The sequence below is a fragment of the Helicobacter sp. 16-1353 genome, assembly GCF_003288815.1.
Taxonomy (GTDB): Bacteria; Campylobacterota; Campylobacteria; order Campylobacterales; family Helicobacteraceae; genus NHYM01.
On sequence record NZ_NHYM01000004.1, the window covers coordinates 168013 to 183377 of the forward strand.

General features: G+C 36.4%; 12 protein-coding genes and 2 pseudogenes. 3 read left to right on the plus strand and 11 right to left on the minus strand.

The window, feature by feature from the left end; translation table 11 throughout:
* The 8 genes and pseudogenes from CCY99_RS03890 to CCY99_RS03925 all read right to left on the minus strand — a co-directional run bounded on the left by CCY99_RS03890 (position 1) and on the right by CCY99_RS03925 (position 9557).
* The gene (locus CCY99_RS03890) at positions 1 to 960 is read right to left on the minus strand and encodes a site-specific DNA-methyltransferase (protein WP_112060097.1); all 960 of its coding nucleotides are present in this window, start codon (positions 958 to 960) and stop codon (positions 1 to 3) included.
* Positions 941 to 2191, minus strand: coding sequence for a restriction endonuclease subunit R (locus tag CCY99_RS03895; protein ID WP_112060098.1), 1251 nt, complete (start codon positions 2189 to 2191; stop codon positions 941 to 943). The genes CCY99_RS03890 and CCY99_RS03895 overlap by 20 nt, the downstream gene beginning before the upstream one ends.
* Positions 2188 to 2973: a site-specific DNA-methyltransferase gene (locus CCY99_RS03900; protein ID WP_112060099.1), complete on the minus strand. Its 786-nt coding sequence runs from the start codon at positions 2971 to 2973 to the stop codon at positions 2188 to 2190. Before CCY99_RS03900 ends, CCY99_RS03895 begins: the two co-directional genes overlap by 4 nt.
* Positions 2970 to 3779, minus strand: a complete 810-nt coding sequence (locus CCY99_RS03905) for a site-specific DNA-methyltransferase (protein WP_112060120.1) — start codon at positions 3777 to 3779, stop codon at positions 2970 to 2972. The genes CCY99_RS03900 and CCY99_RS03905 overlap by 4 nt, the downstream gene beginning before the upstream one ends.
* 257 nt (positions 3780 to 4036) lie before the next feature.
* Positions 4037 to 5569 (minus strand): annotated as a pseudogene (locus CCY99_RS03910) (ABC-F family ATP-binding cassette domain-containing protein); the annotation flags it as partial.
* Positions 5553 to 7232 (minus strand): hypothetical protein, encoded by a 1680-nt coding sequence (locus tag CCY99_RS03915; protein ID WP_112060101.1) that lies wholly within the window; start codon positions 7230 to 7232, stop codon positions 5553 to 5555. The pseudogene CCY99_RS03910 and the gene CCY99_RS03915, both read right to left, overlap by 17 nt.
* A gap of 24 nt (positions 7233 to 7256) precedes the next feature.
* A complete protein-coding gene (locus CCY99_RS03920) occupies positions 7257 to 8222 on the minus strand; it encodes a chemotaxis protein (protein WP_112060102.1) in 966 nt (321 codons plus the stop codon).
* 102 nt (positions 8223 to 8324) lie between these two features.
* The gene (locus CCY99_RS03925) at positions 8325 to 9557 is read right to left on the minus strand and encodes an Opr family porin (protein WP_112060103.1); all 1233 of its coding nucleotides are present in this window, start codon (positions 9555 to 9557) and stop codon (positions 8325 to 8327) included.
* 198 nt (positions 9558 to 9755) lie between these two features.
* Between CCY99_RS03925 and CCY99_RS03930 the strand changes: the two are divergent.
* The 3 genes and pseudogenes from CCY99_RS03930 to CCY99_RS03940 all read left to right on the plus strand — a co-directional run.
* Positions 9756 to 10970: pseudogene (locus CCY99_RS03930) on the plus strand (argininosuccinate synthase); the annotation flags it as partial.
* A gap of 144 nt (positions 10971 to 11114) precedes the next feature.
* Positions 11115 to 12266, plus strand: coding sequence for an NAD-dependent epimerase/dehydratase family protein (locus tag CCY99_RS03935; RefSeq protein ID WP_220092235.1), 1152 nt, complete (start codon positions 11115 to 11117; stop codon positions 12264 to 12266).
* Between the two features lie 209 nt (positions 12267 to 12475).
* Positions 12476 to 12685 carry a TOBE domain-containing protein gene (locus tag CCY99_RS03940; protein WP_112060105.1) on the plus strand — a complete coding sequence of 70 codons (210 nt, stop codon included), beginning with the start codon at positions 12476 to 12478 and terminating at the stop codon, positions 12683 to 12685.
* Between the two features lie 13 nt (positions 12686 to 12698).
* Here the strand turns inward: CCY99_RS03940 and CCY99_RS03945 are convergent, their stop codons facing one another.
* The 3 genes from CCY99_RS03945 to CCY99_RS03955 all read right to left on the minus strand — a co-directional run.
* A complete protein-coding gene (locus CCY99_RS03945) occupies positions 12699 to 14111 on the minus strand; it encodes a glycosyltransferase family 10 (RefSeq protein ID WP_181646828.1) in 1413 nt (470 codons plus the stop codon).
* A gap of 131 nt (positions 14112 to 14242) precedes the next feature.
* On the minus strand, positions 14243 to 14785 hold the full coding sequence (locus CCY99_RS03950; RefSeq protein ID WP_112060107.1) for an isochorismatase family protein: 543 nt from the start codon (positions 14783 to 14785) through the stop codon (positions 14243 to 14245).
* Positions 14786 to 15005: 220 nt separating this feature from the next.
* Positions 15006 to 15365 (minus strand): autotransporter outer membrane beta-barrel domain-containing protein (locus CCY99_RS03955; protein ID WP_146744933.1); only part of this gene is annotated, 360 nt, incomplete at its 5' end.

Here is a 15365-nt window from a genome sequence, read left to right on the forward strand (position 1 = left end):
TTAAAATAATCTCTGTTTAGACTCATTTATCCTTTTATTTGCAAGATTTATGTAATCTTTATTTATCTCATAGCCCACAAAGTTGCGTTTTAGCTCGCTTGCGGCGATTGCACTCGTGCCACTTCCCATAAATGGGTCTAAAATAATGTCATTTTCAAAGCTATAAAATTCTATCAATCGCTTTGGCAATTCAAGCGGGAAAGGGGCTGGGTGACCGACTTTCTTCGCACTCACCGCGGGGAATCGCCAAATAGATTTGCTCCACTCCATAAAATTTTCCTTAGAAATCGAGTCGTTTTTATCGCCCCTCTCTCGCCCAAAATCGCCCTTTGAAAACACCAAAATATACTCGTGCGTATCTCGCAATACTGGATTACTCGCACTCTTAAAACTCCCCCAAGCAAGGCTCACACCGCTACTTGCACTCTTGTCCCAGATGATTTCGCCACGCATTAAAAAGCCAAGCTCTAACATAATTTGATTGACATACATCGTAAGCGGGATATAGGGCTTTCTGCCGATGTTTGCGATATTTATACATGCCCTACCGCCATTTATTAGCACACGATAAGTCTCGCTTAAAACCGCCCCCAAAAGCCCCAGATATTCGCTAAGCGTGAGATTCTCATCATATTCCTTGCTTACATTATAAGGCGGCGAAGTTAGCATTAAATGGACGCTATTATCGGGCAGCTCGTGCATGTTTTCGCTACTATGATTAAAAATGGTGTTTAGATTTTCTTGTGGAATCTCGCTAGATTCTGTGGTGTTTTTTGTATTTTTAAGCGGAGATTCACGCGATATTTTTGTAATTTTGGGCGCGGAATCTAGGGAATTCGGAATCGCTAAATCTAGATTCTCATACAGCTTAGAATTATAAAATTTTGACGAATTATGCCCTATTCGCCCACTTACGCCAAAAGATGAAGTTTGTGTATTTTTAAGTTTTATCTGTAGCATTTAGCAACTCTTTATTGTAGTCAAGCATTAAATCTTGTTTTTTTGTATCATATTTTATATTTTTTTCATTCTCGCAATAAACTTGATTATTCGACAAATCACTAAAAATTGCGTCGTTTTTATTGAAATTAAGGATAATGTTTGCGTTCTTATTTTGCGTGATTTGGCTGTGTGAATAGGCGTCGATATAGACTAGATTTTGCCACTTATCTATCGTGTGAAATTCGACCTTACTTTTGGCAAAGCATAAAGGCACGATGTGGTGCAGCTCAAAGCCCTTAGTTTTTTGGGCGATATTGTGCTTTTCAAAATACAAGATTTTTTCATTTAGACTTCGTTTTAGCTTGGAAGTATCTTCAAAAATCTCATCTTTTCCAACTCTAATGTAGAGTTTATTTTGCTTTTTATTCCACTCAAAATACGCCATTTGCGAGAGAAGCGTGAGAATCTGTTGGGTCTCATTTATCCAATTATGAAAATCTCTTTTTTGCGTTTTATCACCACTAAAATTATTTGGATTGCAGTAACTTTGAATTTTTATCAGCAATGCTTCTTTTACAATTCTACTAGTGTTTCTGTATTCCTTGATAAAATGCAAAATATCGCTTCGCTGATAAATGCGCGAATCTAAAATTTGATACAAAAAAGTCCCAAAAAATAGCAATTCATGCGTTGAAATATAGTTAGATTCTAGCTCCAAGCAAAGACTTAAAATCTCCTCACCAAAGCCATTCATAAGATTTTCTAACGCCCTTGTATAAAATAGATTCTGCGTAAAAATATCCTTTGTTTTTAAAAACTCTATGCCAAAATCGCTTAAAGAAATATACTTTTTAACGCCCCTTGCAAATGGGCTTAGCTCTTTTTTATTCTTGTCAAAACGGCAGATTAAGCCCATTCTATGCATATCCACAAAGATATTTTTACGCAAGGAATCTTGTGTGCATCGCTGAATTTTTAAGCCTATATTATTTGTGAGTTTGGCGTATTTTTCTTCGCCATTTATGTTGTGTGGTCTTTTGCTTAAATCAGTTGTGCGAATCTGTAATAATTCGCCTCCACACAGCTTATAAATTTCTTCTAAAATGACTAAAACTATTTCTTTTGTGTAGCGATTGTGTTGCGAGATTTGCACTCCGCGATAATTTTCGCTCTGCAATCTTTTTACTAAGAATCTTAAAAATTCTTTGCTTGGGTCAATATCTAAAATTTCTTGTAGTTTTTCATTCATGTCTCACTCCCTTTTACTACGCTTAAACTAGAATCTAAATAATCCGCATTTATCTCACAGCCGATAAAATCCCGCCCCAAGTCCCTTGCCACAAGGCTAGTCATTCCACTTCCGCTAAATAAATCAAGCACCAAATCGCCCTCATTGCTACTTGCCTTTATCATTCGCTCAATCATCTCTCTTGGCTTTATGCTGGGGTGAGGCGGCTTTACTACTTTGCCATTTATTTTGCTTTTATGTCTTTGGCTTGTGATTTCCCATACATCAGGGCAGAGTTTGCCATTCTTATTTGGAAACCACCTTTTGCCATTTTTTAAGATTCCCTTTTCTTGTGCGTGGGCTATTCGCTGGGTTGATTGATAGGGAATCCTTACAGATTCCGCATTAAAAGTGTAGTTTTTAGAATCCATTGTGTAGAATAAAATGCTTTCTTGGTTGCTATTAAAACGCTTTTTAGAATAGCTCAGCCCATCTTTTTTATACCAGCAAATAAAATTTTGAAAATTGACATTAAAATTTAATAGATAATTTAAAATAATTGCCGCATTATAGGGCGTATTAAAGATATAAAAACTCGCATTTTGCTTTAATTTTGGTAGCATTAAACTAATCCATTTATAAGTAAAATCCAAAAATTCACTTTGGTTTTTAAAGCTATCCCAAGTGGCGATTTTAAGATTATATGGTGGGTCAATTATGGCTAAATCAATAGCGTTATTTGGCAAGGATTCTAAGAAGTCAAACACATCGGCGATATAGATTCTATTTGTTTTAAGATTCATGTAAAAAGCCTATTTGCACAATCTAATTTGGCGTTAATTATGTCTTTGTAATTCTCATAAATCTCATATCCTATGAAATTCCTATTTAATTCCTTTGCCACTTTTAGCGTCGTCCCACTCCCAGCAAATGGGTCTAGCACTACATCGCCCACAAAAGAATACAGCTTAATAAGCCGGTATGGAATCTCACTTGGCATAATCGCTGCATGCTTGCCAAAAGCCAAATCGCTTTTATTTGGGATAGGGATATCCCAAATTTGCTTAGTGAAATTCACCCATTCTTCTTGGCTTAGCTTACTTTGCTCCTTTTTCTCAATACTAATTTTTTCTTTACTCGCTCCATTTTTCACAAAAACGGCGATAAATTCGCTTGTATTTTGTGCATAAAAATTACGCGGATATGGATAGCTACCAAACATTAATTTTTTAGTCGTATTCGTGCGATTCCAAATATATAAATCAAGCAAAAATATATCTTTAATCTCACTTAAAATGCTATGCTGAATGTCGCTTTGCAAATCAAAAATATGGCGATTATAATGCGTATTTAAGTCTTTTTTAAGCATTGGCATAAGTGGGACATTAATGCAAAGTTTGCCATTTGGTTTTAGCACTCTTTGGCACTCTCTCCAGACTTTTAAAAGCTCTTTTATATATTTTTTATAGCTATTTATTGAGCCTAAATCTTGCTTTTTTTGCTTGGAGTGCGATATATCTTGGTAGCCATTTTTGGCATAATCTTTGATATTAAAATAAGGCGGAGAAGTGATAATCAAATCCACGCTAGAATCTAGAATCTCGCTCATATTTTGACTTGATTTGTAAAATACTTGGTTTAGCATAGATTCCACACCTAATGCATGTTCCTGATTTATCACACATTTCGCTCCAAATACTCCTCATAGCTTCCGCGGAAGTCGATGATTCTTGCTCCTAGTTTGACGGAATCTCTTGCGGATTTACCGGATTTGCCGGCAGATTTTGAGCTACTATTTGAGCCGGTTTTCCCCGATTTAGATTCCCCAGATTTCGTGCTAGATTCCCCAGATTCTGCGATGTCTCCCGGGATTAGCTCAATTATGCGATTTGCAAAAGCGTCGATTAGCTCCCTATCGTGGCTTACGCACAGCACATTTCCGCCAAATTTATACAACGCCTCGCCAAGTGCGATTATCGCCTCTAAGTCAAGGTGATTTGTCGGCTCATCGAGGATTAGGAAGTTCCCGCCCTCAATCATCAGCTTTGATAGATAGATTCTGTGTTTCTCGCCCCCGCTCAACGCCGATAGGCTTTTTTCTTGCTCCTCGCCACTAAAGAGCATTCGCCCGAGTGCATTTCGTATCTCGCCACTCTCCATTTTTTTATTCATACTTCTAAGCCACTCATATAGGCTCTCCTCGCCCTTTATCTCTTCAGCGATATTTTGCGGGAAATAGCCCTTCTCAATGGTCGCCCCAAGCTTCACAAAGCCAGTATCTGGCTTCATCTCTTCGGCGATTATCTTGCATAGCGTGCTTTTCCCCACGCCATTTGGACCAATTAGGGCGATTTTATCCCCGGGGAGAATCTTCAAATCGACCTTTTCAAACACCACCTTTTCGTCATATCTTTTAGAGATATTTTCGCACTCAAAGACCTCATTGCCAATCTCTCGGCGGAGTTTAAACACGATACTTGGGTCTCGCCTCGAGCTTACTTTTAGATTTTCAATCTGGAGTTTTTCAAGCTGTTTTTGGCGGCTTGTGGCTTGTTTGGCTTTGGAGGCATTGGCGGAAAATCGGCGGATAAAGTTCTCCAAATCCTCTTTTTCCTTTAGCTTTTTATTTCGCTCTAATTCTTGCTGTTTTAAAATGAGATTTGAGGCGATATACCACGAGTCATAATTCCCGCTAAACTCTCGTATCGTGCAGAAATCAAGGTCTAAAATATGCGTGCAGACCTCGTTTAAAAAGTGCCTATCGTGGCTAATTACTATCATCGTCCCCTCGTGGTTTTTTAGGTTATTCTCCAGCCACGAAATGGCGTTCAAATCCAAATTATTTGTCGGCTCATCTAAAAATAAAATATCCGGCTTTGGGAACAGCACTTGGGCTAATAGAATCTTAAATTTATCTCCGCTTGGTATTGTTTTCATAAGGGAATTGTGCGAATCTTGGGGGAATCCAAGCTCCTCTAAGATTTTGGCGATATTTGTGTCATACTCATACATTGGGTCTTCTTCAGCACAAACTATCTCTAGCTCACCTAGCTCATTATTCACCGCCTCATCGCTTAAATCGGCATTTGCGTATAAATGCTCCTTGCGTTTTATGGCATCATATAATCGCTTATTCCCCAATAATACGGCATCGCTTAAACTCAAATCCTCATAGGCATATTGGTCTTGCTTTAGGATTCCCACTTTTAGCCCATTTTCGATGATGATTTCGCCACTGCTAGATTCTAGCTCTCCGCTTATAATTTTTAGAAATGTGGATTTCCCAGCTCCGTTTGCGCCAATTAGCCCGTAACGTTTGTTTTTATCTAGCTTTAGATTTATGTTTTCAAATAATTTTTTGGTTGGGTAGGTCATCGTTAGATTAATTGTTTGTAGCAAGATTCTCTCCTTGTTTAGGTTGTTTTATGTGTCGCTTTTGGAATAAAAGTAGCAGTAAAATCACAAAAAGTCCAATGCTAATTGTCATACCAAATGATTTGAGTGCCAAAATATTACTAAATGATAGGAATCCAAACCCAGCCAAAGTCGTAAGTGCCGAGAAAATTATGGCATGAAGTGTGCGGATATTCTCGCCCTCTTTTTCAATATAGATTCCATAATCCACGCTTGAAACTACCACAATTAATAACGAAAATAAATGCATAATATTTATTTGCGTAGTAAAGAAAAATAGGCTAATCACACTAAGCGGAGCAATTGTATATGAGAAGCTTACAAGGCTACGAGTAACGATAAATACGATTATAACCATAACGATAATCACCCCACTTAAAACCAAAATCATTGGCTTATAAATCCCCATTGTGATTTCATCACTTAGCTCTTTTATACTTCGAGTGTCGACAAAATCAAATTTCTTTAGAGATTCCAAAGATGATGAATCCACATTTAATTTTGCATAGAATTTATTGTTTTCCTCTATAATATTCATATTTCTAGGGTCGGATTTTAATGTCGCATTTTGTGCTATTTGATTAACCTTAGCATAGATATCTTCTTTTGAATCCCCAGTAATTAAAATCGTAGAATCCTGCCCTAAATGCTCTAGGAAAAAGTCCCTATCAGCGAGCCTAGGCTTATTCTCATAATCTAATCGCTCTAAATTATAATCTAGCTTTAGATTCGGCAAGGTTACAGCAAGGATTAGGATTGAAAGGATTAGAATCATCTTATTTTTTATTTTAGGTTTACGAATTCGTCGCAAACTACGATAAAAAACAGGCTTTTTAAAGCCGATTGCTTGATACAAAAACGCAAAAGATACATAAGAGACAAAAAGGCAAACCATCGCATAAACGGATAATTGCGATAATAATGGAAATGGCACAAAAAGGCAGATTGCAAAGCCAATAAAGCTTGTGATAAAGCCATAAAACACAGATTTATTGAATTTAAAATGATGCATATAAAGGCGGAAAAAGTGGTGGTGTAGCATATAATCAATTGCTAGATTCCCAATCGCCACGCCAAAATTTAGTGCCATAACATTTACATTATCATAAAATGCCGTTATCACCGAAATACCTAATAAATTGGCAGATACTATCGTTATAAGCGTATTTAGTGATAGAAATGGGATTCGTAAAATAAAAAGATATAGGATAATCAAAAAGCTAACCGAGCTTGCCATTATAATATTTACATCAGTAAATATAGCATTTGTATTTTCAATACTAAGAATCTTAGGAGAAAAATACTTTAAATCACTAAATTCAGGGATTTTTTCTTTAAAATCTGCATAAAAATCCTCCATATTGACATTTTTATCAATATCCATCATATAAATATTATCTTTAATCGGTGCTATGTAATTTATATAAGGGAGCGATTCTAATGGTTTTATAGAATCTTTTGTATATATTAGAATTTGATTGGAATCCTCTAAATCCATATGAATATCCAAAAGCTCCCTTTGCTCAACTTGTGGGAATAAGTCAAGCACATTTGTGCTTAGCTTTTTACTATCAAAAACAAAATAAAAAACTATGATGGATAAGCCTAAAACAAAAAAGTTGCTAAATTTAAGTATTTTTTTAAACATTTGTGATTCTTTAAATTAAAATTATTAAGGGTTAATTAAATATTTCTTTATACAAGCCTCAATTTCAAGCGGATTCGACTTTGAGATGAATTCACTTGCATTAAGAGACATTGCCATCTCCTCATTGCTACTTCCACTCATCGATGAATTTACAACTATTGGTAAATGTGCGGTTGTTGGATTAGCCTTGACTTGTTTTATGACCTCAAAGCCAGATGTTTCGGGCATCTCCAAATCTGTAATAATCATTCCAATATCTTTTATATTAGTATCTTTATCAAATAAATAATCCAAAAGTTTTTTACCATTTGTAAAATCGTGATGCTCTACTCCAATCTTATCTAAAATTAATTGCAAGGTTTTTAGCACCACAGGACTATCATCTGCAATTAAAACTATTTTTTTGGCATTTACTTTTTGTATTTTTTTGAGCTCTTCTTGTTTTTCCTCTTCAATCCAAGGAAACACATCAATAAGCATTTTTTCAATATCTACTATTTGAACCAATCTCCCATCAAAATACCTTGTTCTACCGACAAGTTTATTATTATTACTACTACCGATTATCCCTGAGCTTTGCTCGATTTCAGTCCATTTTTTGCTTAATATTCTATCTGCTTCATAGATTCTAACACCAATAGTCCATCTACTAAACTCACAAATCATAATAATATCACCATTATGTGTTGTATTTTTTATTGTATGAGATGAAATATCTTTGTCTTTATTGTGGGTATCGTAATAAAACCATTTTTTTAAATCAATAAGGGGAATTGTAAGCTCTCTAATAGTGATTAATCCCTCGATAAGGGAACTTTTTTCATAACTTATTGTAGTAATATCGCCATCATATTTTATAACTTCGCGGATTTTAAAGACATTAGTAGCATATAAATCGCCTCCTAAATCTAACCTAAAACATAATAATTGAAGTTCATTATTTTTATGAAGGCTGGTTATTTGGTCTATTTTGGCTAAATTCTCCATAATAACTCTTTCATTTTAAGATTTTTATTTAAACTCTAAATTATACAAAATTATAAATTAGAATAACTAAATAAAAATCTTAATAAAATTCATTATTATAAAGTATTAGAAATTATACGCCACCATCGCTTCGAAATAATCTCTATTTGTCTTTTTATCTGTGATTGCCTCTAGATTATTGCTTAGGATTTTAGAATAAATAAAGCTAAGCTCAAATCCCGCTATAGTCGTGCCAAAGCCGACATTTATTTCATTTATGCCTTTTAATTTTGTATTTGTGAGATTATCAGCGTCCCATTCTTTCACACCGCTTGTATTTCCATACACTAAGAGAATCTCAAATAAATCATTATATGTATATGTAAGTCCAGCGTAGATTGTAAGTGCGTCTTTTGCATAGGCTAAATCACCCTGCTCTAGTGGATTCTGGTCTCCCAAAACCTCAATTTCAAGTCTATCTAGATTTTTCGCATTAAACATTTTTATCGCACCAACTGCCACACCAAGCGAACTCTCACCAAATCCAAAGCCCAAATTTTCCTCTAATTGCACATAATTTGTATTATTAAATTCTTGATTTTTAGAATCTAAAAATGTGTATTTTAGAATTGTATTTGAAATTATAGAATCTTCATTTCCAAAGCTAAGTGCCGCATCAAAACCCGCTCCATTAAATAATCCAGCTGAAATAAAATAAACATCAACTGCAAAAAATTCCAATGAATTATTAGAAATCGCTCCAATAAATGTAGGACCTACTTTATTATCAAATGTTACAATCTCATTTGGGTCAGCAACTGCTTGTCTATCGAAGTAGAATCCGCTAATTGTGGTATTTGCATCGGGGATTTTAATTGCGAATCTTCCGCCTTGCACGAAGTCATTAACCCAGTTTAAATCTAATGCTTCTCGCCCTACACTAATATCAAAATAATCGCTCGTATAGCCAACAAAAAGTTGGTAAAGAAGTGCATCACTTGCCATATTATCTCTATAAACATCGCCACTCTCGGTTTTTCCGCCACTTAGCTTGATTGAGCCAAGTGCATTTGCTCCAAATCGCAAGTGGTCGAACTCTATCCCCTCAAAGCCCACAGAGGCAAAAATATTTGAGAAATCAACCTTTCGCTCTCCTACATTAGCTCCATCGTGGATATAGTTGCCATAGCCTTGCGTATAATATGCCCCGATTTGGGCACTTAAGACATAGTTATCACTACTTCTTGCTTCTTCATCTTGCAAAATTGCTGCTTCTTGCAACTCTCTATTGCCGTCATTTGCGAATAAAAAACTTGTAAAAAATATAGGTAGAATATATATTAATATTTTTTTAAACATTTTTTCTCCTTCCAAAAAAATATTATCTTTTATTAAAATTTAAAAGATGGTAATTTTAATAATTATTCTTAAAAAAGTCAATAATAAAAATCAATCTCAAAATAAAACAAATCTTTGAATTAATAATCAAAAATATCCCTCATTTTCTCCCAAAGCTGGTAAAATTATTAAAATTTTTAAACTTCAAAAGGGGACAATATGGCAAAAAATACAGCAAAAAAGAGCATAAAAAAAGTGGTTTTAGCCTATAGCGGTGGGCTTGATACGAGCGTGATTTTAAAGTGGCTGGGTGATAATTATAACTGCGAGGTTATCACATTTACCGCTGATATCGGGCAGGGCGAGGAGGTAGAGCCTGCACGCCAAAAGGCACTAAAACTAGGCATAAAAAAGCAAAATATTTTTATCGAGGATTTGAGAGAGGAGTTTATCGAAGACTTTGTTTTCCCTATGTTTCGGGCAAATGCCATTTATGAGGGCGAGTATCTGCTAGGCACAAGTATCGCTCGACCACTAATTACCAAGCGATTAGTTGAAATCGCCCAAAAAACAGGAGCCGATGCAATCTCACACGGAGCCACCGGCAAGGGGAACGACCAAGTTAGATTTGAGCTAGGGGCATATGCACTAAATCCAAATATTAAGGTAATCGCTCCGTGGAGGGAGTGGGACTTAAACTCGCGTGAAAAGCTCCTAAAATACGCCGAATCTGCTGGGATAAAAATTGAAAAATCCAAGAATAAATCCCCCTACTCAATGGACGCAAATCTCTTGCATATAAGCTACGAGGGGCAGATACTAGAAAATCCAAATGCAGAGCCAGAGGAATCTATGTGGCGATGGACGACTTCCCCGCTAAAAGCCCCAGATAAGGCAGAGGAAATCACAATCGAGTTTAAAAACGGCGATGGCGTAGCGATAAATGGTAAGAAGCTAAGCCCAGCGGACTTTTGGGCGAAGTTAAACGCGCTTGGCGGGAAGCATGGCGTTGGTCGCCTTGACTTGGTGGAAAATCGCTATGTGGGAATGAAATCTCGTGGTTGCTACGAAACTCCCGGCGGCACAATCTACCTAAAAGCCCATAGAACCATTGAATCGCTGACATTAGATAGAGAGGAAGCACATTTAAAAGACGCCCTAATACCAAAATACGCCGAGCTAATCTATAATGGATATTGGTTTAGCCCCGAGCGAGAGGCGTTGCAGAGCCTAATCGACAAAACGCAAGAAAGAGTAAATGGCGTGGTTCGCCTAAAACTTTATAAAGGCAATGTAATCATCACTGGCAGGGAATCCAAAAACTCGCTATTTAATGCGGCGTATTCGACATTTGAGGAAGATTCTGTTTATAATCAAGCCGACGCCGAGGGCTTTATCAAGCTAAACGCATTGAGATTTATAATCGCCGGAAAGGCTACGGGGAAGGCTCAAGGAGATTCTAACAAAAAGGCTAAGGCTAAAGATTCTAAAGATTCTAAAAAAGATAAAAAATCCAAAAAGAAAAAGTAAAAACTAGAATCGCTTTTGTATTTTAAAATTTCACCACAAGGAAAACCCATGAAAAATCGTAGAGAATTTTTGAAAAATACCAGCAAGTTAGCAGTGGGCGGAATTATAGGAGCTAGTATTGCTCAGAATCTAATGGCGGATTCTCGCACACTTCCACGCAAGGATTCCCTTACAGATTCTAGCAACACACAATCAAAGACGGATTCCCATACTTCGCAAGTAAAATCGCAAAACAAAGGAAAAATTATGAATAAAAAAGTAGTGGTAATCGGCTCCACAGGGCATATCGGCACTTATCTCGTGCCGATGCTAGTTGAAAATGGCTTTGAGGTTATAGGTATTTCTAGGGGAAAAAGTCCGCCATATGAGGCAAATAAAGCCTTTGATAAAATTACAAAAATCACACTTGATAGGACAAAAGAGCCGGATTTTGCCACAAAAATTGCCGCCCTAAATGCCGATGTCATCGTTGATTTAATCAATTTTCACATTGATGATACGATTAAAATGGTAAAAGCCCTAAAAAATATCTCGCATTATTTATTCTGCTCATCAATTTGGGCACATGGGAGGGCGAGGGAGCTACCTAGCGACCCAAATAGCACCACAAAAGCCCCGCTTGATGAATATGGAATCCAAAAGTTTAAAAGTGAGATGTATCTAAAAGAGCAATTTAAAAAGAGTGGCTTCCCGGCGAGTATTATTATGCCCGGGCAGATTTCAGGGGCGGGCTGGCTCATCATAAATCCGTGGGGGAATCTCAATGTAAAAATCTTTGAGAAAATTGCAAGAGGCGAGGAAATCTCCTTGCCAAACTGGGGTATGGAGACCCTACATCATGTCCATGCATATGATGTCGCACAGATGTTTTTTAAGGCGATTATGCACAGGGACTGCGCCCTAGGCGAGAGCTTCCACGCCGTGGCTAAGCAGTCTTTGAGCCTTTATGGATATGCGGAAATGATGTATGAGTATTTTAACAAAACGCCAAAAATTAGCTTTTTATCGTGGGAGAAATGGTGTGAATACGAGGGCAACAAGGAAGAAATCGACCACACTTATTTCCACATCGCACGGAGCGGACACTACTCCATAGAAAACGCCCAAAGATTGATTGACTACAAGCCGAAATACTCCACGCAAGAGACGATAAAAATCGCTATTGAAAGCTATATCAAGCGAGGGATTATTAAGGTGTAGGGGTGATTTGGTGTGATTTTGATTTTATTGTGTGGGCGAAATCTGGCGGAATCTGTGAAAAATCCGTTAAATATTTAATTTAGATTCCACAAAAGATTCCGCTTTAGATTCCGCTAAAATCGTCCGCGAAAAAAACATAATTTAAAAAATAAGTGCTAGAATCTATCCGCATTTTAAGAAGTGCATTTTAGAAATCTAAAGGAGTAAAAATGAAAATAAGTGCAAAAAATCAACTAAAAGGCAAAATCGTAGGCATCGAAAAAGGCTCTGTGAATGGCATTGTAAAAATCGACATCGGCGGCGGGAACATCATCTCTGCGACCATTTCACTAGAATCTATAAACGAGCTAGACTTAGGCGTGGGCAAAGACGCCGTTGCTATCATCAAAGCCACTTCGGTTATGGTGGGCGTGGAGTAAGATTTTAAAGCTATTAGTTTTGTGCTAATAGCTTTTTCAATGCCCTAAAAACGCCTAGTTTGCGTAAGATTTTAAAAATCATAGTTTTTTGAAGCCTATCAAAATACCTTAAAAATACTTTCGACTTCCTATAATCGCTATCATAGATTTTATGCCACATCTCATTTTTCCGCCTAAATGCCACACTTGGCTCTTGGCTAAAGATGTGGATTAAAAAGGCTTCTATTTCCATTTCTTTTAATTCCACGAAATCACGGGGCTTTTTGTCGAATGGGGTGGAATGTGGATTGATATTTTGGGTGGAATCCGTTGGGGAATCTAATACGGATTTTGGAGTGGAATCTGTGATTTTAGGAACATTTGGCGAGAAATCTATCATATTTGTAAATCCCCCATATTTGCGAGAGATTTGAGATAGAATCTTATTTGCTAGAAATTTGGAATCTACATTGCAATTAGAAATAGATTCTGTGGAATCTAAGCTAGAATTTGCAGAGTTTGCGGAGTTTGTAGAATTTATAGAATCTAAACTAGAATCCGCCGTTTTCAAAGCAGATTCTATACATTTCAAATCCGCCCTAGATTTCATAGATTCCACGGATTTCCCACGCTCCGCCAAATCCGCCATAGAATCAAGCGGTAAAAATACTGGCTCTTGGAGCATTTTTAGATATTTTTCATCATCGTTATCAAGCTCTTTGATTTTCTCTAGCACCGCCTCAAAATCATCATAGCCACTAACATTTATGAAGCTTTTTGGGTTAATTCCCCCCCCCATAGCAATTTTCTTATCGCCCCAGTATATTGGGATAGTCCCAGCGGCGAATGCTTGTAAAATTTTCTCCGTGCAATAGCCATTTGTCGAAGAGTTTTCAAACGCAATGCTAAATTTATACTCTTTCATAAACTCATATTTACTCTCGCCAAAATCGCCATTTGGAGCTTTTGGGAGAGCTTCACCCATATTATTTCTATCCTTCCCAGCGGCATCCACTCTTTTATATTTATTCAAAAAATCGAAAAAATCGCCCCTAATTGCGGCTGCATTAGAATTAGAATAAATATAATTGCAGAATTTTTTCTTATGTGAAATATCGCTTATCTTATGTTTTTCTCTCGCTCTGTGCGTATCTTTGCGGTAGTCGATGAAATGCGGCACATAGATATATCTATCTTCGAAAATGATGTGATTTAGCCCAAAAGCATAATCGCAGACATTAAAATCCGGGATAATATTCTCGCCTAAAAATTGGATTCTAACGCAGTCGTATTTGATGTGTTCATAGCCTGAAGTTGCATAAAAAATAAAATCCGGATTTTCACTTTCAACTACATTGAAATATTTTCGTAAAATTTTTACTGTAAAAATATCGTCAAAGTTTTCGCTACCAGACCAATCTACCACTTTTAATTTTATCGTTTTCAAACTACCCTTTCTAGTTAAAATTAGCTTTAGAATTTTAGCTTAAATCTTTAAAAGAACTAGATTTGACGAATATAAAATGCAGATTTGCAAATATAGCTTAACAAGCCAAGCAAAGAATTTGGCTGAAACTCTCAAATCTCCGCTAAATTCGTATCTTTGGTAATTTCAATGTCGCTTATTTGTTTATCGCCAATTAGTCGCTTTAGACATAAAAGCCCCGCTTTATGAGATTCTACTCCGCCATTTGAAGCACAATATTTACTTAACACAATCGGGCGGATATTATTCTCAAACAGCCTAACGGCACCAACCAATACACAGCAATCCGTATCAGCTCCCACGATAAAGACCTTTTGCGGGGCAATCCCGCTATTTATCTGGCAGAGTTTCTGCAAAAAGCTCGTATTCACGCAATCATAAATATATTTATCAAATGTAAAATCAATGTAGTTTGTAAGTCCGCTAAATAGCGAAGATTCCTCGCTTTTTTGCAATCTCTCCCAGCCCAAAAGTCGCTCATAAATGCTATTTTTAGCATTCAAAAATCTCGTGGCAACCACGCTATCAAAAAGTCTCAGTTCCAGCAGATTCTGTATTTTTATTGCTAGATTCTTGCTATCCATATTTCTCATAAAACCATTTTGCATATCGATTATTAGTAGGATATTGGTCATATTTTAGTTCCTTTTTTGATGATTAAAATCGCACAAAGCCCTAAAACTACAAGCATAATTGTAATGATAATTATATCGCTAGTTTTTAGGTTTCCGCTCACCGCATTTCGTATTGGCTCATAAATGCTAACTAGCGTGAATAAAACTAGCGGAATCTAAATCCTTAGATTCTCACAGATTCCATATCACGCATTAAATATTATGAATTTCCTATTTCCATTTACCACCCAACCTTAACATTAAAAAACCCACTATTTTGTATAGTTTCATCGCCAAAGTTTCCTAGATAGTTTAGACCTAGTTCTATATTTGAAGTTACGGCATAGTTTACTCCAAGTCCAAAGTAAGCGATGAATCTATCTATTCCAATATCGTAGTTTTGGATTGTATTTAGAATCTCTACTTTACCTTGTGGATTATTTAGTGCGTATTTAAGTCCAAGAATAGAATCTAATCCTAAGCCATTATTAAAATCAACTCTATAATTCACACCCAAATCAGCATAGAATATATTTGTAAAACTTCCTAAGTAATTAGCCCCAGCAAAGTAGGATTTGGAATCTAATCCACTAGATTCTAG